The 25,220-nt window shown below is 64.7% G+C and carries 24 protein-coding genes; 9 read left to right on the top strand and 15 right to left on the bottom strand.

The features are described 5' to 3' along the window. Positions 1 to 106 precede the first annotated feature (106 nt). Both ACMZ6R_RS11555 and ACMZ6R_RS11550 read right to left on the bottom strand, forming a co-directional pair. Complete coding sequence (locus tag ACMZ6R_RS11555) at positions 107 to 487, bottom strand: holo-[acyl-carrier-protein] synthase (RefSeq protein WP_416111537.1); 381 nt, start codon at positions 485 to 487, stop codon at positions 107 to 109. A gap of 12 nt (positions 488 to 499) precedes the next feature. Further along, positions 500 to 1,225 (bottom strand): pyridoxine 5'-phosphate synthase, encoded by a 726-nt coding sequence (locus ACMZ6R_RS11550; RefSeq protein WP_416111535.1) that lies wholly within the window; start codon positions 1,223 to 1,225, stop codon positions 500 to 502. 221 nt (positions 1,226 to 1,446) lie between these two features. Here ACMZ6R_RS11550 and ACMZ6R_RS11545 point away from each other — a divergent pair, with 221 nt between their 5' ends. After that, complete coding sequence (locus tag ACMZ6R_RS11545; RefSeq protein ID WP_416111533.1) at positions 1,447 to 2,787, top strand: UDP-glucose dehydrogenase family protein; 1,341 nt, start codon at positions 1,447 to 1,449, stop codon at positions 2,785 to 2,787. Positions 2,788 to 3,056: 269 nt separating this feature from the next. On the opposite strand, the gene ACMZ6R_RS11540 is transcribed toward ACMZ6R_RS11545, so the two are convergent. The 5 genes from ACMZ6R_RS11540 to ACMZ6R_RS11520 all read right to left on the bottom strand — a co-directional run bounded on the left by ACMZ6R_RS11540 (position 3,057) and on the right by ACMZ6R_RS11520 (position 8,146). Continuing rightward, positions 3,057 to 3,281 (bottom strand): hypothetical protein, encoded by a 225-nt coding sequence (locus ACMZ6R_RS11540; RefSeq protein ID WP_416111531.1) that lies wholly within the window; start codon positions 3,279 to 3,281, stop codon positions 3,057 to 3,059. A 188-nt stretch (positions 3,282 to 3,469) separates the two neighbouring features. Further along, the gene (locus ACMZ6R_RS11535) at positions 3,470 to 3,892 is read right to left on the bottom strand and encodes a bactofilin family protein (RefSeq protein WP_416111529.1); all 423 of its coding nucleotides are present in this window, start codon (positions 3,890 to 3,892) and stop codon (positions 3,470 to 3,472) included. A gap of 55 nt (positions 3,893 to 3,947) precedes the next feature. Then, positions 3,948 to 4,223, bottom strand: coding sequence for a hypothetical protein (locus tag ACMZ6R_RS11530; RefSeq protein WP_416111527.1), 276 nt, complete (start codon positions 4,221 to 4,223; stop codon positions 3,948 to 3,950). A gap of 71 nt (positions 4,224 to 4,294) precedes the next feature. Beyond that, complete coding sequence (locus ACMZ6R_RS11525; RefSeq protein WP_416111525.1) at positions 4,295 to 6,727, bottom strand: mechanosensitive ion channel family protein; 2,433 nt, start codon at positions 6,725 to 6,727, stop codon at positions 4,295 to 4,297. A gap of 129 nt (positions 6,728 to 6,856) precedes the next feature. Further along, positions 6,857 to 8,146 (bottom strand): citrate/2-methylcitrate synthase, encoded by a 1,290-nt coding sequence (locus ACMZ6R_RS11520; protein ID WP_416111523.1) that lies wholly within the window; start codon positions 8,144 to 8,146, stop codon positions 6,857 to 6,859. A gap of 125 nt (positions 8,147 to 8,271) precedes the next feature. On the opposite strand from ACMZ6R_RS11520, the gene ACMZ6R_RS11515 reads away from it, so the two are divergent. The 4 genes from ACMZ6R_RS11515 (at position 8,272) to ACMZ6R_RS11500 (ending at position 11,488) form a co-directional block, all read left to right on the top strand. Beyond that, positions 8,272 to 8,994: a (Fe-S)-binding protein gene (locus ACMZ6R_RS11515; RefSeq protein ID WP_416111521.1), complete on the top strand. Its 723-nt coding sequence runs from the start codon at positions 8,272 to 8,274 to the stop codon at positions 8,992 to 8,994. Continuing rightward, positions 8,991 to 10,412, top strand: a complete 1,422-nt coding sequence (locus tag ACMZ6R_RS11510; protein ID WP_416111519.1) for a lactate utilization protein B — start codon at positions 8,991 to 8,993, stop codon at positions 10,410 to 10,412. Before ACMZ6R_RS11515 ends, ACMZ6R_RS11510 begins: the two co-directional genes overlap by 4 nt. Next, positions 10,409 to 11,071, top strand: coding sequence for a LutC/YkgG family protein (locus ACMZ6R_RS11505; RefSeq protein ID WP_416111517.1), 663 nt, complete (start codon positions 10,409 to 10,411; stop codon positions 11,069 to 11,071). The genes ACMZ6R_RS11510 and ACMZ6R_RS11505 overlap by 4 nt, the downstream gene beginning before the upstream one ends. Positions 11,072 to 11,260: 189 nt before the next feature. Next, complete coding sequence (locus ACMZ6R_RS11500; RefSeq protein ID WP_416111515.1) at positions 11,261 to 11,488, top strand: hypothetical protein; 228 nt, start codon at positions 11,261 to 11,263, stop codon at positions 11,486 to 11,488. 147 nt (positions 11,489 to 11,635) lie between these two features. Here ACMZ6R_RS11500 and ACMZ6R_RS11495 read toward each other — a convergent pair whose 3' ends face one another. Beyond that, complete coding sequence (locus tag ACMZ6R_RS11495; protein WP_416111513.1) at positions 11,636 to 13,075, bottom strand: helicase HerA-like domain-containing protein; 1,440 nt, start codon at positions 13,073 to 13,075, stop codon at positions 11,636 to 11,638. 115 nt (positions 13,076 to 13,190) lie between these two features. Between ACMZ6R_RS11495 and ACMZ6R_RS11490 the strand changes: the two genes are divergently transcribed. Further along, positions 13,191 to 13,664: a hypothetical protein gene (locus tag ACMZ6R_RS11490; RefSeq protein ID WP_416111511.1), complete on the top strand. Its 474-nt coding sequence runs from the start codon at positions 13,191 to 13,193 to the stop codon at positions 13,662 to 13,664. A 12-nt stretch (positions 13,665 to 13,676) separates the two neighbouring features. On the opposite strand, the gene ACMZ6R_RS11485 is transcribed toward ACMZ6R_RS11490, so the two are convergent. From ACMZ6R_RS11485 to ACMZ6R_RS11475, 3 genes are all read right to left on the bottom strand, one after another. After that, positions 13,677 to 14,726, bottom strand: coding sequence for a polysaccharide deacetylase family protein (locus ACMZ6R_RS11485; protein ID WP_416111509.1), 1,050 nt, complete (start codon positions 14,724 to 14,726; stop codon positions 13,677 to 13,679). A gap of 230 nt (positions 14,727 to 14,956) precedes the next feature. Continuing rightward, positions 14,957 to 16,051 carry a D-alanyl-D-alanine carboxypeptidase family protein gene (locus tag ACMZ6R_RS11480; protein WP_416111507.1) on the bottom strand — a complete coding sequence of 365 codons (1,095 nt, stop codon included), beginning with the start codon at positions 16,049 to 16,051 and terminating at the stop codon, positions 14,957 to 14,959. A gap of 241 nt (positions 16,052 to 16,292) precedes the next feature. Continuing rightward, complete coding sequence (locus tag ACMZ6R_RS11475) at positions 16,293 to 17,465, bottom strand: hypothetical protein (RefSeq protein WP_416111505.1); 1,173 nt, start codon at positions 17,463 to 17,465, stop codon at positions 16,293 to 16,295. A 104-nt stretch (positions 17,466 to 17,569) separates the two neighbouring features. Between ACMZ6R_RS11475 and ACMZ6R_RS11470 the strand changes: the two genes are divergently transcribed. Beyond that, complete coding sequence (locus ACMZ6R_RS11470) at positions 17,570 to 18,181, top strand: MBL fold metallo-hydrolase (protein ID WP_416111503.1); 612 nt, start codon at positions 17,570 to 17,572, stop codon at positions 18,179 to 18,181. Here the strand turns inward: ACMZ6R_RS11470 and ACMZ6R_RS11465 are convergent. Together ACMZ6R_RS11465 and ACMZ6R_RS11460 are read right to left on the bottom strand one after the other, a co-directional pair. Continuing rightward, entirely contained in the window at positions 18,169 to 19,677 is a 1,509-nt protein-coding gene (locus ACMZ6R_RS11465; RefSeq protein ID WP_416111501.1) for a carboxypeptidase M32, read from the bottom strand. The two genes, ACMZ6R_RS11470 and ACMZ6R_RS11465, sit on opposite strands and share 13 nt — an antisense overlap. Then, positions 19,674 to 20,519, bottom strand: coding sequence for a hypothetical protein (locus ACMZ6R_RS11460; protein WP_416111499.1), 846 nt, complete (start codon positions 20,517 to 20,519; stop codon positions 19,674 to 19,676). The genes ACMZ6R_RS11465 and ACMZ6R_RS11460 overlap by 4 nt, the downstream gene beginning before the upstream one ends. 213 nt (positions 20,520 to 20,732) lie before the next feature. Here ACMZ6R_RS11460 and ACMZ6R_RS11455 point away from each other — a divergent pair, with 213 nt between their 5' ends. After that, on the top strand, positions 20,733 to 21,083 hold the full coding sequence (locus ACMZ6R_RS11455) for a cupin domain-containing protein (protein WP_416111497.1): 351 nt from the start codon (positions 20,733 to 20,735) through the stop codon (positions 21,081 to 21,083). Positions 21,084 to 21,287: 204 nt separating this feature from the next. On the opposite strand, the gene modA is transcribed toward ACMZ6R_RS11455, so the two are convergent. Further along, a complete protein-coding gene (modA, locus tag ACMZ6R_RS11450) occupies positions 21,288 to 22,034 on the bottom strand; it encodes a molybdate ABC transporter substrate-binding protein (RefSeq protein WP_416111495.1) in 747 nt (248 codons plus the stop codon). A 208-nt stretch (positions 22,035 to 22,242) separates the two neighbouring features. On the opposite strand from modA, the gene ACMZ6R_RS11445 reads away from it, so the two are divergent. After that, positions 22,243 to 23,586, top strand: a complete 1,344-nt coding sequence (locus ACMZ6R_RS11445) for a TrpB-like pyridoxal phosphate-dependent enzyme (protein ID WP_416111493.1) — start codon at positions 22,243 to 22,245, stop codon at positions 23,584 to 23,586. Between the two features lie 264 nt (positions 23,587 to 23,850). On the opposite strand, the gene ACMZ6R_RS11440 is transcribed toward ACMZ6R_RS11445, so the two are convergent. Next, complete coding sequence (locus tag ACMZ6R_RS11440; protein WP_416111491.1) at positions 23,851 to 25,035, bottom strand: TOBE domain-containing protein; 1,185 nt, start codon at positions 25,033 to 25,035, stop codon at positions 23,851 to 23,853. Positions 25,036 to 25,220 lie beyond the last annotated feature (185 nt).

The following is a 25,220-nucleotide window of genomic DNA, read 5'->3' as shown; positions in this document are numbered from 1 at the left end:
GCCAAGGAAAGCTCCTACCGGCGGAAAGGGGGGACCGGGGGGCCCATGGCCCCCCGGCGGTGGGGTCCAGGGGAGGCGGAGCCTCCCCTGGCCGCCGGAGGCATCTTCACGCCCCCTCCCTTTCCAGCACCACCACGGCGGCGGCAGTGGCGCGTTCGTGGGTGATGCTGACGTGCCAGATGGTCGCGCCGAGGGCTTGGGCGCGGGCCAAGGCGGGGCCGGCCAGGGTCAGGGTCGGGCGTCCCAGGGCATCGGGGAGGATTTGCAGGTGTTGAAAGCCGATTCCCTGGGAAAAGCCGGTGCCGAGCGCCTTGACGGCCGCTTCCTTGGCCGCGAACAGGCCGGCCGCTCTGGCCACGGGACGCGGTGGCAGGGCGGCCTGTTCGGCCGGGGTGAGGATGCGGACCAGGAACCGCTCGCCGAAGCGGTCGAGGGCCGCCTCGATGCGGGCCAGTTCCACCAGATCGATGCCGAGGCCGAGGATCACGGCCGTGCTCCGTCAGTCGGGAAAACCGGCGACGATGGCCGCCATGGTGGAGACGGCCTCGGTGATGCCGGTCATGATGGCCCGGGCGATGATGCTGTGGCCGATGGAATATTCGCTGATGCCGCTTGTGTCTTTGAAGGCATATATATTGTTGTAGTCGAGGCCGTGCCCGAGATTGACGCCGAGTCCGGCCTGGCGGGCCAGGGGAATGGCGGCCAGCAGCCGGTCGAGTTCGGCTTGCCGGGTTTCCCGCGTCGCGGCGTCGGAGTAGGCCCCGGTGTGCAATTCGACATAGGCCGCGCCCACGGCGATGGACGCCTCGATCTGGTGCGGGTCGGGATCGATGAAAAGGCTGGTGGGGATGCCGGCGTCGGCCAGCTCGGCCACGAAGGCGGCCAGTTCCTTTTCCCGGCCGGCCACGCCGAGACCTCCCTCGGTGGTCAGTTCCCGGCGCTTTTCCGGCACCAGGCAGACCATGTCGGGCTTGAGCTCAAGGGCGATGCCGCGCATCTCGTCGGTTGCGGCCATCTCCAGGTGCAGGCGGGTCTTTATGGTCTGGCGCAGCAGGCGCACGTCCCGGTCCTGGATATGGCGGCGGTCCTCGCGCAAATGGACGATGAGGGCTCTCGCGCCGGCGAGTTCGGCCATGGCGGCGGCGGCGACGGGATCGGGGCTCTGGCCCAGGCGCGCCTGACGCACGGTGGCCACATGGTCGACATTGACCGCGAGCAGAGGCATGACAGACTCCTTTTTTACTGTTGCTTGGACGGTAAGCCTTTTACATTTGCGAGGCAACCGGCCATGGCTGGCGTGGGATTGTTGACAAACGTCCGACCAATCCGTAAGTGCGAACCACTTTCTTCGAAAACGGGGTCTGGCCGCAAGCCGGCACTAGACGCCCCATCCCCGGCGGCCCTTTCCCGTCGCCGGGGAAAAACCCTAACAACGAGTATACAGGTATGAATCTTTGTATTGTAGGCACCGGTTACGTCGGCTTGGTGAGCGCCGCCTGTTTCGCCGAAATGGGCAACGACGTCTGCTGTGTGGACATCAATCCCACCATTGTCGAAAACCTGCGCCAGGGCAAAATTCACATCTATGAGCCCGGTCTTGACGAGTTGGTCAAGCGCAATGTGGCCGAGGGCCGCCTGCGCTTCACCACCAAGGTCTCCGAGGGCATGGAGAATGCCCTGTTCGTGTTCATCACCGTGGGTACGCCCCCCCGCGAGGACGGCTCGTGTGATCTGTCCTATGTCTACCAGGTGGCCCGGGATATCGGCGCCAGCATGACCGATTACAAGATCGTGGTGGACAAATCCACGGTCCCGGTCGGCACGGCCGACGAAGTGCGCAAGTTTATCGGCGAGGAACTCAAAAAGCGCGGTGAGGCCATCGAGTTCGACGTGGTCTCCAACCCCGAATTCCTCAAGGAAGGCGACGCGATCAACGACTTTTTCAAGCCTGACCGGGTGGTCGTCGGCACGGACAACGTGCGTACGGGCGAACTGTTGAAGGCCTTGTACGCCCCCTATGCCCGCAGCCGCGAAAAGGTCATCGTCATGAACGTGCGTTCGGCCGAGATGACCAAGTACGCCGCCAACTGCATGCTGGCCACCAAGATTTCCTTCATCAACGAAGTGGCCAACATCTGCGAGCAGGTCGGGGCCGACGTGCGCGAAGTGCGCATGGGCATCGGTTCGGACCACCGCATCGGCTACCAGTTCATTTACCCGGGCATGGGCTACGGCGGTTCCTGTTTCCCCAAGGACGTCAAGGCGCTGATCGACACCGCCCGCCAGTACAAGTTCGAGCCCCAGCTGCTGGCTTCCGTCGACGAGGTCAACAAGCGCCAGAAGCACAGCCTGACCAAGAAGATCGAGTCCTACTTCGAGCCCCAGGGCGGGCTCAAGGGCAAGACCCTGGCCTTGTGGGGCCTGGCGTTCAAGGCCAACACCGACGACGTGCGCGAGGCCTCGGCCTTCGAGCTTATCAAGGACGTCACGGCCAAGGGCATGAAGGTCGTTGCCTTCGACCCGGTCGCCGGCCCGAATACCCGCGAGCATTTCAAGGGGAACAACCTGCTGACCGTGGTCGACGAGCAGTACGCCGCCCTGGAAGGGGCCGACTGCCTGGCCGTGGTCACGGAGTGGAACCAGTTCCGCAATCCGGATTTCGGCCGCATCAAGAAGATGCTCAAGGTGCCGCTGGTTTTTGACGGCCGCAACCTGTACTCGCCGCAGCTTCTGGCCGACCTCGGCATGGTGTACTTCTGCATCGGCCGTCCGGCGCCAAAGATCTAACGATCGATCGACCGGCAGGTCTTAAAAAAGGGCGGGAAACCGCCCTTTTTTATTGCCCGGCCACAGGGGAAGGGATTCACCCGGCCTGTGGCGAAAGCGGCGTGATGCCCGGACGGGCCGGGGGAGGGAAATGGCCGGCGTGGCGGACGGGTGCTTCGGGACGGCGGCGGGCAGGCAACGAACCAGCCTGGGCGCATGGTCGTGTATTTCTCCGAGAGGCGTTGGGAAAGCGCCCGGCGGGGCGTCAGGATGCGGGGGAGGGGAGAGGCTTACCGATTCCCTTCGAGGGTGCGGCGGCAGGAGCGCAGCATGAGTTCCTGGAGGATCACCCGTTCGTATTCCATGGAGTTTTCGGCTTCGGGGTTTTCCTCTTCCACGAGCATGCGCTCAAGATATTGGGTCTCCTCCCAAAAATCGAGCAGTTCGTCATCACCGAGATTTTTTATCTGATCCACCAGAGGGAACTGGTCGCTATCCGGAAAAAATTGGCCCATGCGGGTCGACTCCTTAAGTGCGGGGACGCTTGGCGGCGTGACCGCCGTGTAAACGGCGACGCCTGTTTTGGCAACCCTCATTTCCAGTGGTTTTTTTGGCGTCCTGGCCAAATCCACCACGGTATTATTGCCTGCGGGAAATTCTGACCGGGCGTTTCCTGGCTGGTTGCGACCGCCCTGGTTGCGGCTTACGGGGCATCATCCCCCGAGGTCAGTGCCTGCGGCGGGGCTTCGCTCTCGTCAAGGGCGGCGTTTTCAGGGGCGGCCATGCGCACGAACCCGTTGATGGTTGCGCCTTCCTCGATGATTACGGCCGGAGCCAGCAGGTTGCCGCACAGACTTGAGCGGTTAAAGAGGGTGGCGCGGCTGGCGGCCTCCACGTCGCCGACGATGTGGCCGCTCGAGACCAGTTCGGCCACCTGGATGCGGCCTTCGACATAGCCTTGTTCGCCGAGCACCAGGGTGCCGTCGGAGATGATGTCGCCGATGACGCCGCCGTCGATGCGCACGACGCCCTGGAAGTTGAACTGGCCATGGTATTGGGTGCCCGCGCCAAGAAAGGCGGAAATGGCCTCCTGACGGGGCATTTTTTTGCTGGAGCGTCCGAACATGAAAGAGATCCTTGCTTGTCCGCGCGGCCCGGGGCGTGGGGTGATGATGCCGCGCCTACTGGTGGGCCTGGTTGTGGATTTCCATATTGAGCTGAATCAGGCGCGCGTTGATCTGCTGGATGCGGTCGATGTTGTCTCCGTAATTATCCACCAGGGTGCGTTTTTCCTCTTCCAACTGGTAGCGTTCCACTTCCTGGGGGCTGGCGCCGGGGCCGGGCTGCGGGTTGGCAAGCTGCGGCATGGCGGGCGGCGTGGCCTTTTTGTCGCAGCCGGCGCCAAGCGGCAACACAGCGGCAAGCAGGCAGCAACAGGCAATGACGCGGCGTTTCATATTCTTCTCCCACTGGGCAGGATAGCAAAGCATGCTGCGGCTGTCCCGTGAAAAAAGGCGCTTCGGCGCCGTCAGGCGTCCCCGGGCGGCGTTTTGTCGGGAAGAGGGGCCGGTTCCCGGATGATGCGCACGTCGCACTGGGGGAAGGGGATTTCGATGGCTCCCTCGCGGAAGCGCTGGTCGATGCTGAAGCGGATGTCCGACTCGGTATCCATGCCGTAGGCGACGTTGTCGACCCAGACCATGAGCAGGAAATTGAGCGAACTGTCGCCGAAGGACGAAAACTGCACGCTGGGGCTGGGGTTTTGCAGCACATGGGGGTGGGCCCGCGCCACATCGAGCAGGATGTCGCGGACCTTCCCCGTGTCGGAGCCGTAAGCCACGCCCACGGTGATGTCCCGGCGCATGGTGGCGTCGCGGTGGGTCCAGTTGATGAGCTTGCCGGAGATGAGGTCGGAATTGGGCACGAACAGCGTGGCGTTCTGGAAGGTCTTGACCACGGTGTTGCGGATGTTGACCTTGCTGACCTTGCCCCAGGTCGTATCGATCTGGATGATGTCTCCGGCCTGAATGGAGCGTCCGAAGAGCAGGATCAGGCCGGCGATGAAGTTGTTGACGATGTTTTGCAGGCCGAAGCCGATGCCCACAGAGAGACCGCCGGCGATCACCGCCAGACTGGTGAAGGAAAAGCCGAGCAGGAACAACGAGATGAGCGCGTAAAACCCCCACAGCAGATAGGTGGAGGTGGTGTCGAGCACGTCGCGCACGCCCGGGTCGACCCCGGGTTGGAGCCGCGGCAGGTCGTGGATGAAGGACTTGGCCACGTACACCGTGGAGCGGGTCACGAAAAAGCCGGTAAGGATCAGCGCCAGTCCGCCGACGGTCAGGTGGAGGTCGCCGATTTTTACGGCAAAGGACACGGTGGCGGCAAAGACTTCCTGCCCCCCGAGTTCCGTGGAGAACCAGTAGAGGACGAGGAAGAACAGGGACAGGAAAATCAGCGGGAACCCGAGGCCGGACACCACGGCCCGGGTGACAATGGGCGCGCCTTCCCGGGCGGCCTTGTCCTGCCACTTGGCCACCAGCCGCGACAAGCCCGCGCCGGTTTCGATGGCGGCTAAAAAGAGGAACCACCCGGCCAAGGCCAGAACCGCCAGGTGCTGCCAGCCTATGGCGGTCATGAGGCACAGCAGGATGTACAGGGCCGGGGTGAAGCCGCCGGCCAGGCGCGAAGGCCCGGTGCGGGCGGCGGGTTTTTTGCGCGCGATCGTGAAAAAGGCCAGCAGCAGGACCATCCACACCACGGTCATGAGCACGTCCGGCAAGGCGCCGATCTGGAGCAGCAGGCCCAGGGAGAAAAGCAGCCACAGCCGGCGCAGATGCACGGCCGGTTTGGCCTTGCCCGTCGGCGAGGTGAGCCGGGCGAGCATTTCGGCAAAGGCGACCAACGCGGCGGCCAGGAATATCTCGGCCAGGGCATTGAGAAATTCGTGGAGCAGCATGGGCGCGTCCCCGGCCACCCAGCTGAAAAGCCAGCCCAGACCGACCAACAGCCAGATGCGGCGCGTCTGTTTGAGCTCCTTGAAATCCGGGTAGCGGCGGCGCAGTCGCAAGGCGGCCATGAAGTCGGCCAGCCCCAGGATGAAAAAGCCGATGCCGACACGGATCAGGGCGGCCAGGGTGCGCGCGGAATCCGCGCCCCCGATCAGGGACTGGAGCATGGACGTGTTGGAGCGCAGCCACAGTTGGATGCTGGCAAAGGTGTCGGGCCAGGCGGCCAGGGACGAGACCTCGCCCACGGGCGTGAAGTAATATTGCTGCCAGGCCTTGGGGAGTCTGGCTTTGAGGGTCTTCTCGTTTTGCGCCAGCGCATCGAGAAAATCCTTGGCCGGACCGAGCTGTTTTTCCAGGGCCGAGCGAACCTTGGCCAGACTTGCCCGCACCCCTTTGATGTAGTTGAGGTAATAGGTGATGGCGTCGGTCAGGGCCTGATCCTGGCCGTCGGCAAGATGTTTGCTGAACTCTTCCTTGAGGGAATCGAGGCGGTCGGCGATCTTGTCTATTTCGTCACGGCTGTTGGCAAAGGGGTCGATGAGGGCCTGGGCGTTTTGGCGCAAGCGGCTCATGTCGCTGAGCACGGCCCGCATTTCCCAGGGGTTGCCGCCGGAAATGGAGATGATCAGGTTCAGCGCGTCGAGCTTGCTTTGCAGATCGGACAGGGCGGTCCTGAAGTGACGCACGTTTTTCGGTAAAAGTCCCTCGAGGGATTTGAACCGCACCGCCTGTTGGACCAGGGCGTCCTGGTGGATGGACAGCAGCACCTGCCAGTCCTTGGGCGAAGCGTCCTCGGCGTCGTCCTTGTCGGGTTTGTCGGCCGGCTGCTTGGCTCCGTTGGCCGGGGCCGCCAGGGCGCTTGGGACAAAAGGACTGGCCGGGATGCGGGGCAGGGCCAGGCCGAGCCAAACCACCACGAAGACGATGCACAGTCGGAGCATACGGGGCATGGAAAAATCCTGTCGGGAACCGTTAGGAAATGTCAGCGGCGTTTTCAAAAGCAAAAGTTGCGGCAGGCGCGAGGGCGCGAGAGGGAGAATCCGTTTTCCCGGGGTCCCCCTCTCGCTGCCTTCCCGTGGCTACCGTTTCTCCATGGAGGTATAGGAGTGGCGTTTGCGGCCGGTGTAGATCTGGCGCGGCCGTTGGATGCGCTGGTCGGGCGAATGGGTTTCTTCCTTCCAGTGGGCGATCCAGCCCGGCATGTTCCCTATGGCCGTGATGACCGGGTACATGTTGGGCGGAAAGTTGAGGGCTCGAAGCAGCAGGCTCGAATAGAAATTGGTGTTGGGGAGCAGGTGGCGCGAGGCGAAGTATTCGTCTCCGCTGGCCCGTTCCTCGATTTCCTGGGCAATGTCGTGGAAGGCGTCGCGCTTGGCGTAGCCGGTGGCGATGAGTTTTTCGTAAGTCGCCTTGATGATGCGGGCCCGGGGGTCCTCGACGTGAAAGACCCGCTGGCCGAAGCCCATGAGCCGGCCGTAGCGGGACTTCGCCGCTTCGAAAATGCGGGAAACCGTGGTGCGTCCGGCCACCACGTCCTCGAACATGCGGATGGCGGCCGAACTGGCTCCGCCATGGTGGCGGCCCCACAGAGCGCAGATGCCGGCGGAGACCGAGGCGAACAGGTTGGCCTGGCTCGATCCCACCATGCGCACCGTGGCGCAGGAGGTGTCGAGGGCCTGGTCGGCGTGGCACATCATGAAGATGCTTAGGGCCCGCACGATGGGGTCCGGGGCTTCGTAGCCCCAAAACGGCACGGAAAACATCATGTGCAGGAAGTTGCGACAGTAATCCAGGTTCGGATTGGGATAGTTGAGCGGCATCCCCTGGGATTTGCGGAAGCTGAAGGCGGCTATGGTGCGCACCTTGCTCATGATCTTGGCCGCGGCCAGGCGAAAGTCGTCCTGGGAGCTGATGTCGTAAAGTTCCGGATAATAACTGCCCATGGCGTTGATCATGGCGGACAAAATGGCCATGGGGTGGCCGTTTGGCGGGAAGCCGTCCAGGTGGCTGAGCAGATCCTCGTGTAACAACTCCTGGTCGCGCAACATGACGCGGAACGCCTCGCGTTCCGCACTGGTCGGCAGTTCGCCGAACATGACCAGCATGGCGGTTTCCACGAACGTGGACTTCCGGGTCAGTTCATCGAGGTCGTACCCGCGATAGAGCACCACGCCTTTTTCCCCGTCGATGTGGGTGATGGCGCTTTTGCACACGGCCGTGTTGGCGTAGCCGGGGTCCAGGGTGATCCAGCCCGTCTGGGCACGCAGCTTGCGTACGTCCAGCGCTTTTTCCACGTGGTCGCCATTTATCACGGGCAGGGAGACGCTTTTGCCGTCGTACGTCAAGGTGGCTGTGTCGGGTGCTGTCATTGAACTTCCTTTTGCGAAATGGCCAAATTATAGCCGCCGTGCCAACCGGTGTAAAGCACGCCTCCCCGCCGCTCTTGACCCGTATCGCAACCGGCGTAATTTGGCGGCCCCCAAGGAGGATTTTTGTGAAAGCCTTTCTCTTCATTCCCTGCCTGGTCGAGCATGTGCTGCCCCGGGTGGGTGAGGCCACGGCCATGGTCCTTTCCAGGGCCGGGGTGACGCCTGAACTCCCCGCCGGCCAGACCTGCTGCGGCCAGTTCGCCTACAAACGGGGCCGTCCGGATTTGACCCGGCCCCTGGCCAGGCGGTTTGTGGAAATTTTCGAGGACGCCCCGGTCATCGTCAGCCCGTCGGCCTCGTGCACGGCCATGGTGCGCAAGTACCCCACGCTTTTCGAAGCGGGCGATCCCTGGCGTGACCGCGCGGCGCGCGTGGCGGCCAGGACCTTCGAACTCGGCGAGTTTCTGGTGGACAAGCTCGGGTGTCCGGACCTCGGTTCGCGCTACGTCGCACGGGCGACCCTGCACGCCTCCTGCCAGACCACCCGGGCGCTTGGCGTCGGGGACGCCACCGAAAAGCTCCTTGCCGCCGTGGAAGGGCTCACGCTTTTGCCGCTTGCCCATCCCGAGCGCTGCTGCGGCTTCGGCGGGGCGTTCAGCGTGGATTACCCGGAAGTGAGCCAGGCCATCCTGGCCAAGAAGATCGACGACATCATCGCCACCGGAGCCGAGGCGGTCATCACGGCCGAACCGAGCTGTCTGCTCAATATCAGCTCCGCCCTGGCCAAGCGCGCAGTCCCGGTCAAGGCGCTGCATCTGGCCGAAGTGCTGGCGGGAGGGGAGTTATGAGCGCGGGCCGACACAATTTCGGCAAGGCTTCGGCCGCCGCCCTGGCCGACGGCGAAAGCCGGGCCATTTTGGACAAGGCCATTTTGCAAATCCACGCCCTGCGGCAGCGTTCGGTTGACGCCATGCCCGATTTCACCGAGCGTCGGGCCAGGGCCGTGGCCGTGCGCCAGGCGACGCTCGACCGCCTGCCCGACCTGCTCGAGACCCTGGAAGCAAGCGTCACCGCCGCCGGCGGCAGCGTCCATTTTGCCGAAGACGCGCCCCAGGCGTCGCGCCTTATTACCGACCTTTTGACCGCGCGCGGCGTGCGTCTGGCGGTCAAGAGCAAGTCCATGGTAAGCGAGGAGATCGGGCTCAACGAGGCCCTGGCCGCGGCTGGCATCGAGGCTGTGGAGACCGACCTCGGCGAGTACATCATCCAGCTTATGGGCCAGAAACCTTCTCACATCCTGGCCCCGGCCCTGCACGTGTCCAAGGAGCAGGTCTCGGCGCTTTTCGCCGAAAAATTCGGCCGCACCAGCACCGACATCCCGGAGATGACGCGCATCGCCCGCGACAGCCTGCGGGCCAAGTTCCTGGCCGCCGACGCCGGCATCACCGGGGCCAATATCGCCGTGGCCGAAACCGGTACGGTGATGGTGCTGGAAAACGAGGGCAACATCCGGCTCACCGGCTCCTGTCCGCCCATCCATGTGGCGCTGATGACCCTGGAAAAGGTCGTCGGCTCCCTGGCCGAGGCGGCAGCCGTGCTCGACATCCTGCCCCCGTCCGCGACCGGCCAGACCCTGCCCGTGCACTTGTCCCTTTTCACCGGCGCGCGCCGCGACGGCGAACGCGACGGGCCCAGGGAAATGCATCTGGTCATCCTGGACAACGGCCGCTCGGAACTGCTGGCCGATCCGATCCTGCGCCCGATCCTCAAGTGCATCCGTTGCGGGGCCTGCCTCAACGTCTGCCCGGTCTACCAGAGCGTGGGCGGCCATGCCTACGGCTCGGTTTACCCCGGTCCCATGGGCTTGATCCTGTCCTCGGTGCTCAAGGACGCGGCGGGCGATGCGCGCCAGCCCTTTGCCTGCACCCATTGCGGGGCCTGCGCCGAGGCCTGCCCGGCCGGCATCGACCATCCGGTGCTGCTCCAGGAGCTGCGCCGCCGACAGGCCGTCGGGCAAGGCACCGACACGGCAACCAAAAGCTATGCCGCCCTGGCCCGCCATCCCCTGCTTTTTGACGCGGCGGCGGCCTGGGCCCGGACCGTCGACCCCAGGCTCGACCGCGTCGCGGCCATGGCCCCGGACGGGCCGGTGGGCAAGTTTTTGCGCGGCCGGAAATTCCCGGGCCTGTCAAAGCCTTTTTCCAGGCGCTTCAAGGCGATGGCCAAACGCCTGTCCCGGGCGCAGGCCAAGGGAGGTCGGTCATGAACGAAACGCAAACCAGAACCGCCATCCTTTCCCGGCTGCGGGCCGGCCAGCCCAAGGGATTGCCGCGCGCCAGGCGTCCCCTCTCCCTGCGCCGCCAGTGCCTGGATGCCGTCGATTTCGAAACCTTTGCCGCCGCCCTGACCGCCCTTGGCCCGACCTTCGAGCTGGCCAGAACGCCGGACGAGGCCAAGGCCGCCCTGGCCGCCGTGGTCGCCAAAAAAGGGGTCAAAACCGCCGTGCGCTGGGACCACCCCGACCTCGACGCCGTGGATGCGGCCGCCACCCTGGCCGGTGCCGGCGTGGCCGTGCTGGCTCCCGAGGACCTGCCGGAGCGCGTCTGTCCATCGCTTGCCGCCGTGGATATGGGCATTACCAGCGTCGCCTATGCCGTGTGCGCCACGGGGAGCCTGATCCTCGCTGCCGGCAAGGGCCGGGAGCGGGCAACGCCCTTGGTGCCGCGCCTGCACGTGGCGCTGCTCCCGGCCTCAAAGCTCGTGCCCGACCTGCCGGCCGTGTTCGAGGGGCTGGCCAAAGGCCCCATGCCGAGCGCCGTCAACTGCGTCTCCGGCGTCTCCAGCACCGGGGACATCGAATTCGTCTACGTGCGTGGCGTCCACGGCCCGCTGGCCGTCCATGTCATCGGTTTGGAGTGGTTGTAGCAGTGGTGAGGCCAGGGGCGCTGCCCCTGGACCCCGCCAGAAGGGGCGCTGCCCCTTCTGGACATCCCCGCCGGGGGGATAATCCCCCCCGGTCTCCCTTTCATGGGGGGTTACATACGGGAACGAGTGGTTATTTGTAGGGGAAGCAGGTTGTCGAAACCTGTATACCCCTTGAACCAGGAGGCCTGTATGTGGATCTGGGTGGCACGCTGGCTCAAGCGGTCCGGCCAGGAAGAGGAACTCCGGCGGGCCGCCGGTCAGGTGCGCAAGCACTGGGAAGACGTCTGCCTGGATGTTGGTTTCGATCCGGCCAAGAACGTGACCATGGCCGAAAGCGACGCCGAAATACGGGTGGGCATCAGCGAAGCCCTCGACACGAACTTCCGGGAAGAACCCGGTACGTGGCGATACTACTAACGGCATAACCCCTTTCCCACAGCTCCTTCCCGAAAAGGGGCGAGCCTTCGTACGATGCCCCACATCGTAAAAAGGTTTAGGAAAGGGAGAGCGCGAGAGGGGAGAACCCTTTGCAAAAGGGTTTCCCCTCTCGCATATTCCCTCCCCCTATCTCTTTCCTCCAAATAACGCGCCGAGGATGCCTCGGGCGATTTGGCGGCCGATCTGGCTGCCGATGGAGCGCACGGCGCTTTGGGCCATGGAGCCGATGAGCTTTTCCGCGGGCGAGGCCTGGGTCCGGGAGGGCCTGGCTTCTTCCTCGCGGCGCTGCGCCCTGGCCTGGAGCATTTCGAAGGCGGATTCCCGGTCCACCATCCGCTCGTAATGTCCGTAGAGCGTCGAGCCCCGCACGATTTCCTGGCGTTCGGCGTCGGCAAGGGGGGCAAGGCGGCTGCGTGGCGGCACGATAAGCGCCCGTTCCACCATTTCCGGCTGCCCCTTTTCATCGAGAAAGGACACCAGCGCTTCGCCCACGCCGAGTTCGGTGATGGCCTTGGCCGCGTCGAAAGCGGGATTCTGGCGAAAGGTGTCGGCCGCCGCGTTGACGGCTTTTTTCTCGCGCGGGGTGAAGGCCCGCAGCGCGTGCTGCACCCGGTTGCCGAGCTGGGCCAGGACCGTATCCGGCAGGTCCAGGGGCGACTGGGTGACGAAGTAGACCCCGACGCCCTTGGAGCGGATGAGCCGCACGGTCAGCTCGATTTTTTCCACCAGGGCCTTGGGCGCGTCGTCGAAGAGCAGGTGGGCCTCGTCGAAGAAAAAGACCAACTTGGGCTTTACCGGGTCGCCGACCTCGGGCAGGCGCTCGAAAAGCTCCGAGAGCAGCCACAGGAGCATGGTGGCGTAGACCTTGGGCGCGCCGAGCAGGCGCTGGGCATTTAGGATATTGACCACGCCCCGGCCCGAGGCGTCGGTCTGGAGCAGGTCGTCGAGGTCCAGGGCCGGCTCACCGAAAAACGACTCGCCGCCTTGCCCCTCCAGGGCGAGCAGGGCCCGCTGGATGGCCCCCACGCTGGCCGTGGAGACGTTGCCGTAGCGGGTGCGCAGTTCGGTCGCGTTTTCGGCCACATACGTCGCCATGCTCCGCAGGTCCTTGAGGTCGAGCAGCAGCAGCCCCGAATCGTCGGCCACGCGGAAGATGATTTCCATGACTCCTGATTGGGTCTCGTTGAGCCCAAGCAGTCGCGATAAAAGCAGCGGCCCCATTTCCGAAATCGTGGTCCGCAGCGGATGCCCGGTCTGGCCGAACACGTCCCAGAAAACGACCGGGGAGCCGGCCGGCGGGTCCGTCAACCCGAGTTTCTTGGCCCGGGCCGTAATTTTGGGGTTGTCGCCGCCCGGCACGGCCATGCCCGACAAATCGCCTTTGACGTCGGCCAGAAAGACCGGCACGCCGCGTTCGGAAAACGCTTCGGCCAGGCCCCGCAGGCTGACGGTCTTGCCCGTGCCGGTGGCTCCGGCCACCAGCCCGTGCCGGTTGGCCATGGACGGTGAAAGCGCGGCGTCCTTTTTTCCCCTGGCCACGAGGATCGGGGCGGTCTCTGTTGTCATGGGCAATCCTTTTGCTTAAAAATCGAAGGGCAAGACGTATGCGGCGGTTGCCCATCCTATCGTAACAGCCGGCGTCGCGCCAAGTGCCGGCCACACCTTAGCCCCGGAGGTCCTCATGTCCCGTGTCCGCATTCTGCTGCTTCTGCTCGTACTCGGCCTAATCTGCGTCGCCCTTCCGGCCCTGGCCAAGGAGCACAAGGAGAAAAAGGAAAACGCCGCGCCCGATATCACCGGCGTGTGGAAAGGCACGTCCGACAGCGTGGCCATGGGCAAGCTCGGCCATGCCGACGCCGTGCAAACACCGCAGTTTCTGCACGTCGACTGGACACTCACCATCGACAAGCAGGACGGCCGGGCCTTTTACGGCACCAAGGCTTCGGCTCGGGCCAAGGAAACCGTGGTCGGCGTCATCGACGGCGCCTCGAAGCTGTCCATGGCCGACGACGATGGCATCTACATCGGCAAGCTGACCGGCAAAAATACCATGATCATCACCTACGTCGAGGGGACCAAGGAGTCCAAGGTCGCCTCCATCACCCATTACCGCCGTGACGTGGCCGACAAGGACAAGGAAGAGTCCAAAAAATAGACACGTGGCCGCTTACTGGGCTGGCTTTTCGGGTCGTGGCTGCGGTCGCGGCCCTTTTTTATGGCGGGGATGGGTGGTGCCGTCGCCGAAGATGCGGTCGTATTGCGCCGTGTCGCCGGGATGGAAGTCGTAGCAGTCCGAGGCGATAAGCGGCCGTCCGGAAGCAAGCAGTTCGCTGACCGTGACAAACCGGTAGCCGCGTTTTCGCAGCTGCGTCAAAAGGCCCGGCAGGGCCTCCCCGGTGCCGTGGCCATTGCCGTTGGCGTGGCCGATAATGATGTCGCCGGGACGCACCCGGTCGAGCACGATCTTGATGATGCGTTCCGGGGTGGAGTGCGGGTCCGGGTCTCCGGTGGTCAGGCTCCACTGGATGGCGGCAAGGCCCATGGACGCGACCAGGGACAAGGCCTCGGGCCGGCAGCGGCCGTAGGGAAAGCGCAGCAGCGTCGGCACGGCCGGAATCGTGGCGATTGCCGTCTCGGCGACGCCCTTCTCCCGGGCCATACGGGCGATTTTTTTCCGCAACAGGGCGTATTCGGCCTGGGTCCAGGCAATTTGCCGGCGCATTTCGGCCGTGTCGAGCTGGCCGAAATTGCCATGGGTCCAGGCATGGCTGCCGATCTCGAAGAGCGGATCGGTCATAAGCTGCATGGCCCGCGTCGGGTGGGAGCGCATCCATTTGCCGCCGGCGAAAAAGGTGGCCTTCGCCCCGGCGGCGCGAAGGGCTTCCACCACCGCGCCGTCAAAGCCGGATTTCTGGTCGGCCAGCTCGCACAGGTCGAAGGTCAGGGCGACGAGCTTCTCGCCATGGGTGTTCACCCGGCGGATGGAGCCGGCCAGGGCCTCGGGCAGCGCCGGGAGCGCCGGAAACGTGGTGGCCTCGGGCGGTGAGCGGTCGGGCGGACCGAGCCGGCCCGATTTGCGCTCTCCCGGCTGGGCGGCCAGGGCCTGCGGGGACCACAGGGCCTCAAAGACGGCAGCGGAACCATCGGCCCGGGCCGTGCCCACTCCGAGGGCGAAAACCAGGCAGCAGGCGGGAAGGAACACGTGGATGGAACGCATGGGAGGCCTCCGGCAAAGGGGATGGGGAGCACCATGGCACCGGGCCGAAGTGGTGGCAAGATGGCAGGAAGGCCAAACGCCGGCGGCATGATCCCGGAGACTTGAAAACACGGGACTGCGTGGAGAAGAATAGAGCCGTGGCGGACCGTTTCCCGTCTGGGGAGGGGGGGGACGGTCCGCGCGATTCTCGGGAGCGCGGAGAACGGCCGAGGCAGGCGGGAAGGGGGAAGTTACTTCCGGCTCGAGGCGCCCGTCTGTTTCTTGTGCTTGGTCTTGGACCGGGAGGCGGTGTGGCTCGTCTTTTTGGAGGAGGTCTTTTGCACCTTGGCGGCCTTGTGGCGGCTGGTTTTGACGCTGGCCTTATGGCCGTCGATGTGTGCCGATGCGCCGCGTTTGGCGCTGATTTTTCCGTGCCGCTCGACGTCGGCCACGCGGATTTTCTTGCTGTGGTGGTGCGACTTGGACCGCTTGATCGAGGATTTGGCCGGGACGACGTCGGCCTTGGCCAACATGCTGTTCACCGAACCGTCGAAGGAGGCGTCGAGGACGCGTTCGGTTTCGCGGTTGCGCACCTTGCTCGTGCGGCCGCCGAGCACCACGGCGATGATGCGGGTGTTGCCGCGTTTGGCCGTGGCGATGATGTTGAAGCCGCTGGCTCCGACATAGCCGGTCTTGATGCCGTCCATGCCTTCGCACACGCCGAGCAGGTGGTTGGTGTTGGCATGGACCGCGCCGCAGTGGTTGATGGTCGTGGTGGAGTGGTAGCGCAGGGCCTGGGGATAGTGGTGCAGGTAACTTACGGCCAGCTTCATGAGGTCATGGGCGGTGGTCAGCTGGCCGGGAGCGGGCAGGCCGTTGGGGGTCTTGAAGGTGGTGTTGGTCATGCCGAGCTGCCGGGCCTTGGCGTTCATTCGCTTGACCCAGGCGGGCACGCCGCCGAAATGCTCGGCCACGGCCACGGCGGCGTCGTTGCCGGAGGCTACGGCCATGCCGCGCATGAGTTCGTCGAGGGTGACGGTTTCGCCGGCCCGCAGGTTCATGGTGGAACCGCCCGTGGTGTCGGCGTGGCGGCTGACTTTGACCCGGTCGTTGAAGCTGGCCTGGCCGGCGGCCACCATGTCGAAGACCAGGTACATGGTCATGACCTTGGTCACGGAAGCGGGAGCTATGCGCCGATCGGGGTCCTGGCTGTAGAGAATTTTACCCGTGCCGTAATCGGCGACCAGGGCGGCCTTGACCGCCAGCTTTCCGGAATGATTGGCTGGAAATGCCGTTTTCGGCCCGATCAGGCACAGGACGATGAGCAAGAACATAACGCGCCGCATTGACGCCTCCCCGTTTGAAAAAGTGATACAACTCCCGCGGATCAAAACCCTTCCCCAAATGTTTTCCACAGGCAGCACGAACCATGCCACAAACCCCGCAAAGGAGACCGGGTTGACGGCAACATGCCGACAGAACTTGGGTTTTGAATCAGGGCAGCATGTGCCCGCGCAGGATGGAGCGGATCGTTTCGGACCGCGCCCCAGGCCCGTTTGAGATTATCAAACGAGGCGTTTGATAATCTCAAACGGCTTGCGGGGCAAGGAGCATCCGGGCAAGTTCCGCGATTTTTCCCAGGTACTCCCGGCGGTAGGCCTCGCCATTGGCCGTGAAGGCCTCGGCCGTGCGGGCATGGGCCTCGCACCAGACGGCCAGGGCCGGGTTCTTGCGCCAGCGGCCGTAGGCCCGCACCATGGACAGCAGGTTGTGGCACACCGGCATGTACGGTGCCGCCGTGACCAGAAGCCCGGTGAAGTCGGTCTCGGGCCGGAAGAAGAACTGGTCCACCGCCCGGGCCGCCTTGTAGTTGGAGCCGCTTATGAGCAGGGGGAGTATGGCCGCCTCGTCCAGGCGTTCGGGCGCAAAGGGTTTGTCCCAGGACGCGGGCACGGCCTCGTCCGGGGCGTAGGCCACTTGTCCCGTCTCCAGCGCCTCTTTGACCTTGGCGACAATTGCCGGCCACAGCCCGCCGGCATGCTCCAGGTCCCGGCTTATGGCCTGCCTCCCGGCCTCGGCCGTTTGGATGCGCAGAAACGGGAAATGCGCCTCCACCGGCGTGCCGCTTTGGGCCATCACTCCGGCCATGATCCGGTCGGCGTCGAGAAAATGGACGCCCGGGAGGCTGGCCGCCCAGGCCGCGAATTCCCGGCCCGCCCCAAAGCAGGCCTCGCCCCAGCCTTGCAAATAGGAGTGGGGCGCGGGGCCAAGGCCCGGAAAGTGGGACATCCGGCCGCACACGATAAGCGGCACTTCGGGCAGAGCCTCCCGCCAGGCCAAAAGCATGTTCGCCAGCCGGTCGAGATAGGTTGCGGGATTGGGCGCGATGCTGCGGTAGTGGCGGCGGATGAAGCGGCCGAAAGCCGGCGCGGCATCCAGGGACCGGGGATCGATATAGAAGGCGTGCCCGTCGCTATTGTGCAGAAAAAGGGGGGTGTTTTCGTGAAAGAGGTTGACCACCAGGGCCTCGGGGCGAGGCTCGGCCGCCGGGGGCAGGAACTGGGCGGCAAGCTCCCTGGTGTGCAGGTATTCCCCGACTCCGGCGGCGGCGATCATTTTCGCCAGGAGCGGCGGCACGAAGCAGGGCGAACGGGCCAGGGTCACGGGCGAGGCCAGGGAGTCGAAGGCCGCCGGCAGGCCGGCAGCCGTTGCCGCCTCGGCGCAAAACTGCATCTGGCAGTTGCCGCGAAAAAGGATCATGTTTGGCTCCTGGAGGCCTTTAAGCCCGTTCGGCAAGGGGCTTGCAAGCGAGACTGCCGGGAGGACGGAATTTCCGCAACCGCATGTTGATACGGACCTTTCGCATGGACCCGCTCGAGGTCAACGCCTACCTGCTTTGGAAGGAGGACGGCCGGGCCGTGGTCGTCGACTGCGGCGGCCGGCCGGGGCTGGTGCTGGGGGAGATCGGCAAGCGTGGGCTGACGCTTACCGCCGTGCTGCTCACGCACCTGCATCACGACCATGTACTCGGCGTGGCCAAACTTGTCCGGGAAACGGGCGCGCCGGTGTACGCCTCTTCCGCCGACGCCTTTCTGGCCGGGGACGGCATCGCCTCGCCGGGCGGGCGGCTGGTGAGCCCCTCCTTCACCTTTGAGGATATCCCCCCAGGACGACAGGTCTTTCTGGACGAGCCTTGCCTGGTCCTGCCTGTGCCCGGGCATACGCCGGGGCATCTGGCCTATTTTTTCCCGCGCTCCCTGATCGCCTTCACCGGGGACACGCTTTTTGCCGGCAGTGTGGGACGCACCGATACGGCTTATGGCGACGGCACGCTGCTTTTGGCCTCCATCCGGGACAGGCTCCTGAATCTCCCCGACGCGACGGAAATATTCCCGGGCCATGGCCCGCCGACCACCGTGGGCCGGGAAAAGGCCCGCAATCCCTTTTTTGCGCCCAAAGGCGCTCACACGCCGTAAATGGCCGCCGCCTTGGCTCGCAGGTGCCGGATCAGCGGCCCCGCTGTCGGGGCTTGGCCCGTTGCCGTGGCAATCAGGTCGCGCGGACGCAGCAGGCGGCCCTTTTCGTGGATGTTCGTGCGCAGCCAGGCGAGCAGCGCCCCGAAATCCCCGGCCGCCATGCGCTGCGGCAGGTCGGGGATGGCCTTGCCCGCCGCTTCGAACAGGCAGGCGGCGTACAGGTTGCCCAGGCTGTAGGTGGGAAAGTAGCCGAAGGCTCCGGTGGCCCAGTGCACGTCCTGCAGGCAGCCGGAAGCGTCGTCCGGGGGCACGATGCCGAGGATCTCCTCGGATTTCGCGTTCCAGGCCCCGGGCAGGTCGGCCACGGCCAGATCGCCGCGCACCAGGGCCAGTTCCAACTCGAAGCGCAGCACAATGTGCAGGTTGTAGGTCGTCTCGTCGGCGTCCACCCGGATAAGCCCCGGCGCGATCGCCCCGACGGCCTTGAACACGGCTTCGGGCGCAAGCCCGGTCAGCTGCGGGAAATGCGTCCCGGCCAGCGGCAGGAAATGTTCCCAGAAGGACAACGAGCGGGCCACCTGGTTTTCCCAGAGCCGGGACTGGGATTCATGCACGCCCAGGGAAACGTATTCGCCCATGGGGGTGCCATGGCGGGCGTCGCCTCTGTCATGGCCAAGGCTGTAGAGCGAATGCCCGGTCTCGTGCACGGCTCCGAAAAGCGCCTTGGTGCAATCGGCGGTGTCGTAGCGCACGGTAATGCGGACATCGCCCGGGCCGATCTGGGTCGAAAAGGGGTGGGCCGACACGTCCAGGCGTGAGGCCTCGGGCGGCAGGCCGATGCGCCGGGTCACCTCGGCCAGAAAGGCTTCCTGATCCGCGAGCGGGTACGGCCCGCCGGGCAGGGGGGCTGGGGCCGGCGCGCCGGCCACCGCGTCCATGATGGCGCGGATCGCGTCCCGCAGCTCAACCAGGATCGGTGTTATGGTGGCGGTCGTCTCCCCCGGCTCGAAGCCGTCGAGCAGGGCGTCGTAGGGTTCGCCGGCATAGCCCAGGGCTTCCGCTTTCCGTTTTGAAAGTTCAAGTAACTCTTTAAGCTGTGGGGAGAACGCTTGGAAATCGTTGTCTTTTCTAGCGATCTCCCAGGCCCGCTGCCCGGTGCTGGCCGCCCGGGCCAAGGCCACGGCCAGGTCATGGGGGATTTTCACGGCCAAGTCGTAATCACGCCGCCATTCGCGGATGTTGGCCGCCTCGGGACTTGTCGGGACGGCCGTCAGTTCCGATTCCTCGCAGGCCGCAAGCCAGTCGCCGATGGCCGGGTCCGTGGCCCGGCGGTGCAGGATGGCGGTCAGCTCCCCGATCTGGGCGGCCCGGCCGGCATGGGCGGCGGCGGGCAGCATCACCTGCTGGTCCCAGGACAGGAGGCTTAGCGCCGCGCCGATGTCGGTACTGGCCCGGCCATGGGCGACCAAGCGGTCATAGGCGTCGCGCGCGGTCATTTCTTGCGGCTCCTCGGGGTTTTTTTGGCGGCGGCCGCTTTTTGGGCCGCCATCATGGGTTCGTAGAGCGGCTGGTAGAAAAAGCTCACGTCGCCCGCGTTTTCGGCGGGATGGAAGACGCAGTAGATGTTGACGTCGCCGATGCTCCAGGAATGGTAGTACTGGTCGGGCTTTTCTTCCGTCGGCGGGCCGAAGTCCTTTGTGAGGCCGGCCAGCGCCTTTTGGTAGGTGGCCATGCCGTCGAAATCGATCCACACATGGTAGAAACGGTCTTTGAAAAATTCATAGAAGGCGTCGCGGATGGGCGCGCCGGCGATGTCCTTGGGACCCTGGGGCCAGATGCAGGTAACCACATCGGCTCCCTTGTCCACTTCATAGGTGGCCAGCCCCGGAGTCGATTTGGCCGAGGCTCCCCAGGCCAGTCCGCCAAATCCCGTGGGCGCTGCCGTGCCGGGAATTTGGGCGGCCGCTTCGCCGAACATGGGAACGCCCTGGGGCGCGGCGGTGGGGGCCGCCTGCCCCGGCGGCTGCGCCAAAGGCGTCGGCTGGGCCGGGGTCTGTTCCGCTGGCGCCTGGGCAACGGCGGCCGGCGCAGCGGAAGCCGGAGGGGCAAGGGGCTGCTGAAAGGGCGACGGCTCTGCCGGAGCCGGGGCAACAGGCGCATCGGGCGGCAACGGCTCGCCAAGGACAACCCGGTGGGGCGGCTGGGAGGAGGGCGCCTTCGCAACGGATTTGGCCGTGGACTTGGCTTTGGCGGCGTCGTGCCGGGTTTGGGGCTTGGGCGCGCAGGCGGTCAGGGCCAGAACAAGCAGCAGGACAAATGCGGGTCGGATGCGGGACATGCGGTAACTCCGGGCAGGGAAGTGACGTTGGCGTATGCTAGCCAATGCCTTGCGGAAAGGGAAGGTCCGGCGGCATCTTTCGTCGGGCAGGCGGAAAACGGGGGGCGGCTTGTCGTTTCGGGGCGTGGCGTGTACCCGGAAGGCAACCCCGCGCCGGGATACGCTGCATACGCGGCCCGGCCGGGCAAGCCGTGATGGAAGGGAGCAACGATCATGAAGTGTATCACATTCGACGAGGTCCCGGCCCGGGAACTGACCGCCGCCACCATGCATGGCGTGACCGGCCGGGTGGTCATCGGCAAGGCCGACGGCGCGGACAATTTCTGCATGCGTGTCATCGAGGTGGCCAAGGGAGGCGTCATTCCGGCCCACAGGCATCCCTGGGAACATCAGCAATTCGTCCATTCCGGCCAGGGCTGGGTGGAATGCGACGGCGTGCGAAAAAACATCGGCCCCGGGTCCGTGGCCTTCATCCCGCCAAACGCCACCCACCAGATGCAAAATACCGGCGACGAACCGCTCGTCTTCATCTGCCTCGTGCCCCCTGCCGCGCCGGAACTTTAAATAATACTTTTGGGAAAGGAAGTGCGAGAGGGGAAACCCTTTAAAAAGGGTTCTCCCCTCTCGCGCTCTCCCCTTCCTAAAGTTTTCAATAGGTACTGGTGGGATACGGACAATACGCCATCACTATTATAAGTCTTTGGAAAGGGGGCCCGGGGGGAGAACCTTTCTTCAGAAAGGTTTCCCCCCGGCGAATTTCTCCCATTTTTACGGGACGGTGAAGCCGAAGCGGCTGAGGATGGCCTTTGCCTCGGGCGTGGGCAGGAAGGCGAGGAACGTGGTCGCCCCTTGGGGATTGGGGGCCTTGGCCGCGACGGCCGCCGCATAGGTGACCGGAGGCGTGAGCGGCACGGTGGCGGCGATGGCCACGGCCTTGCCGGCGATGGCCGCGTCGGTAGCGTAGACGAAGCCGGCGTCGCAGTCGCTTGCTTTGACGGCGGCCAGGACGTGGCGCACGGACGGATAGTAGACGAGCTTGCTGGTCAGGGCGAACCACATGGCCCGTTTTTGCAGGGCCAGTTTGGCATAGCGTCCGGCCGGCACGGATTCGGGGTTGCCTACGCCGATGCGCTGCACGCCGCCGCGAAAAAGCGATTCCAGGCCCGTCACATGGGCCGGGTTGCCGGCCGGCACGGCCAGGACCAGGGCGTTGCCGGCAAAGGTCGTGCGCGTCGTGGCGACGATACGTCGCCTGTCCGCGGCCGCGTCCATGGTCTGGGTGTCGGCGCTCAAAAAAACGTCGCAGGCCTCGCCGTTGTCCATGCGTCCAAGCAGCGCGCCCGAGGCGGCGTATTCCCCGCGCACGGTCAGGCCCGGATGCAGTCTGGCGAAAAGCGGGGCCATTTCCCCCACGGCGTTGGTCAGGCTGGCGGCGGCGAAAACAATGATTTCCCCGGCCCGGGCGGGCAGGGCGCAGGCGAAAACAAGGGCAAGGGCGCAGGCGAATCGTTTCATGTCCGTGTCCTTTGGCGTATGGGCCGGTTTTTTCTAACCGATCCGCTTACGGACGGAAAGCACCGTCGCCCGGCCCGCACGTATTGACACCATGGAGCGGCCGGTTTTAGCTGGTGGGCTTTGCGACGTGTCCGGCAGCAGCGCGGACAGGACGGCAAGGCGGGGCCGTTACGGCCTGCACGACAAAAACATATCCTTGGAGAGATGCATGGAGCTGAAAATCACCCTTCCCGAAAGCGAGATGCCCCGGCAGTGGTACAATGCCCTGCCCGACCTGCCGACTCCCCTGGCGCCGCCGCTCGATCCCCAGACCAAGCAGCCCGTGGACCCCGCCCAGCTGGAGCTCATTTTCCCCAAGGCCGTCATCGAGCAGGAGTTGTCTTCACAACGTTGGCTCCCCATCCCCGAGCCCGTGCTGGACATCTACCGCCTGTATCGGCCAACGCCGCTGGTGCGGGCCAAGCGCCTGGAAAAGGCCCTCGGGGTCAAATGCAAGATCTTCTATAAGAACGAATCCGTTTCTCCGGCCGGCTCCCACAAGCCCAACACCGCCATTCCCCAGGCCTACTACAACAAGATGGAGGGCGTGCGCCGCATCAGCACCGAGACCGGGGCCGGGCAGTGGGGCACGGCGCTGTCTTTCGCCTGTTCCCAGCTCGGCCTCGACTGCACGGTGTACATGGTCAAGGTGAGTTATACCCAGAAGCCGTATCGCCGCATTCTCATCAACGCCTACGGCGGCGAAATCTTCCCCTCGCCCTCGGAAAACACCAAGACCGGCCGGGCCATGCTCGAACAGGACCCCGACTGCACGGGGTCGCTGGGGCTTGCCATCTCCGAGGCCGTGGAGGACGCCGTCACCCACGACGACACCCGTTATGCGCTCGGCAGCGTGCTCAACCACGTGCTGCACCACCAGACCATCATTGGGCTGGAGGTGGAAAAACAGCTGGCCATGATCGGGGCCAAGCCCGATTATCTGGTCGGATGCGTGGGCGGCGGCAGCAACTTCGCCGGACTGGTGCTGCCGTTTCTGCCCCGCAAGCTCGCGGGCGAGAAGATCCGCTTCATTGCCGTGGAGCCCAAGGCCTGTCCGACGTTGACCCGGGGCCAGTACCGCTACGACTATGGCGACGTGGCCCAGCTGACGCCGCTTTTGAAGATGCACACCCTGGGCCATGCCTTCATGCCGGCTCCCATCCATGCCGGGGGGCTGCGCTACCACGGCGGCGCGCCCATCGTGTGCAACCTGGCCAACGAGGGTATCGTGGAATCCACGGCCTATTTCCAGACCGAATGCTTCGAGGCGGCCAAACTCTTTTTGCGCACCGAAGGCTTTTTGCCGGCCCCGGAAACCTCCCATGCCATCAAGGCCGCCATCGAGACGGCCAGGCAGGCGGGGCCCGACGAGAACGTGGTCTTCCTTTATTCCGGCCACGGCCTGCTTGATCTGGCCTCCTACGATGCCTTCCTGCAAGGCAAGCTGACCGATTACGCCTATCCGGAATCCCATATCGCCGAGGCGCTCAAGTCCTGCCCGGACATCGATTGATTGACCCGGGGGAAACCTTGCTTGCCGCAACGTTTTCCATCCAGCCTCTTTCGCCGAGCGCCCAATGACGGTGGCCGCTGCCGTGCTGGCGTGTTCCTCGCGGAAGAAGCTCTAGGATGGAATGCGCGAGCGGGGGGAACCCTTTTGAAAGGTTTTCTCCGCCCGCATCTTCCTGCGCCCAAAGCGAACGGCCCGACGAAGCGCGCTTCGCCGGGCCGTTCTTTTGAGGAGGCGGGTCCGTTTGCCTGATCGGATGCGCCGCGGTCAATCGATATTGAGGATCACGCTGAAGGCCTTGAAGAAAAACCAGATCTGGTCGCCTTCCTTGATGTCGAGGGTTTCCACGGATTCGGCGGTGATAAGCGCGCACATGGGCGTGCCGCCGTCCAGGAGCCCCATGATCTCCACCGCCACGCCGTCGCCCCGGATGCTCACCACCTGGCCGGGGAAGCAGTTGCGGGCGCTGGTGCGGGCCATCTTCTCGTCCTTGGCCAAAAGCACCCACGGGGCCTTGACCAGGGCCGTGACCTGGCCGCCTTCGGTCAGGCCCAGGCGCTCGAAGCTTTCGTTGGTGATGACCGAGACGATCTCGAAACCATTTTGGGCGGTCAGGGAAACCTCGGTTAAAAGCGGGCTCTTGCGCACGCTGGTGACGGAACCGAAAAATGTGTTGCGGGCGCTTGTTTTCACACGGCTCTCCTTGGCGACGCAATGGTTGACGATGCGCTGGCAGTCCTGGTCGGAAAACGAACAATAGATGGACGTGAGCACCAGGCTGGAATGGCCGAGCATAACCTGGACAACGGGCAGGGGAACGCCGCCGCGAAGGAGCTCCACCGCCCGGGAATGGCGCAACGACGTGGGGCTGACGCGGCCCGGGGGCAGGCCGGCCCGGCGCGCCTGCTCGTAGAGCTTGCGGCGTACGAACCCGGGGTCGAGGCGGAACATTTCGCCGCGTATCCCCCTGTTGGCAGGACTTGCGGCGAATCGGACCACTTCCTCGAGCAGCGACTTGGGCACCACCACCCTGCGCGGGGCTTCGTTGGGGTCGGATCCGCCGAAGCTCACGATCGACTGGGCCAGGTCGATGTCCGTGCGCTCATTGAGCGCCAGCACTTCCCCAAGCTTGCCGCCGCTGTGGCGCAACATCAGGTAGACCAGCCGCATGCGGTCGCGGGCCCGGCGGATGGGGGCGGTGCGGGCCGCATCGCGCCATTCGTCGAAGGCGGCCGTCAAACGCTCGATCTGATCCGTTTCCAGGTGCCGGATGTCGTTTGGGACCGTAAACAGCGCCGCTTGGCAGGGACCCAGTGCGCCATGCTGCCGCCTGTGCGTCGGCCGATCGGATTTCCGGGCCAGCATGGCTTCGGCGTGGTCCCTTAGGCGTTCCAAGGCCAGGACGTCGAGACCGGATACTCTTTCAAGGATGCTTTCTTCGACCGTACTCATGCTTTGATGGGATAGCCGACATTTCTTATGTTGTAAAGAATACAGCGCTTCTATCACGAATAGTTTTTGTGGCGTGACATTGATGCAGTGACCGCGCATGGAAAGTTTTATAGTGAACATCTTGCTATGTAGAGTCACGGGAATTAATTAAATCGTGATACTTAATTATGCGAGTAGCAGTGTCA

It is taken from the genome of Solidesulfovibrio sp. C21, assembly GCF_047785625.1.
In the GTDB taxonomy this organism is placed as follows: Bacteria; Desulfobacterota; Desulfovibrionia; order Desulfovibrionales; family Desulfovibrionaceae; genus Solidesulfovibrio.
This window is presented reverse-complemented; position numbering and strand designations above follow the sequence as displayed.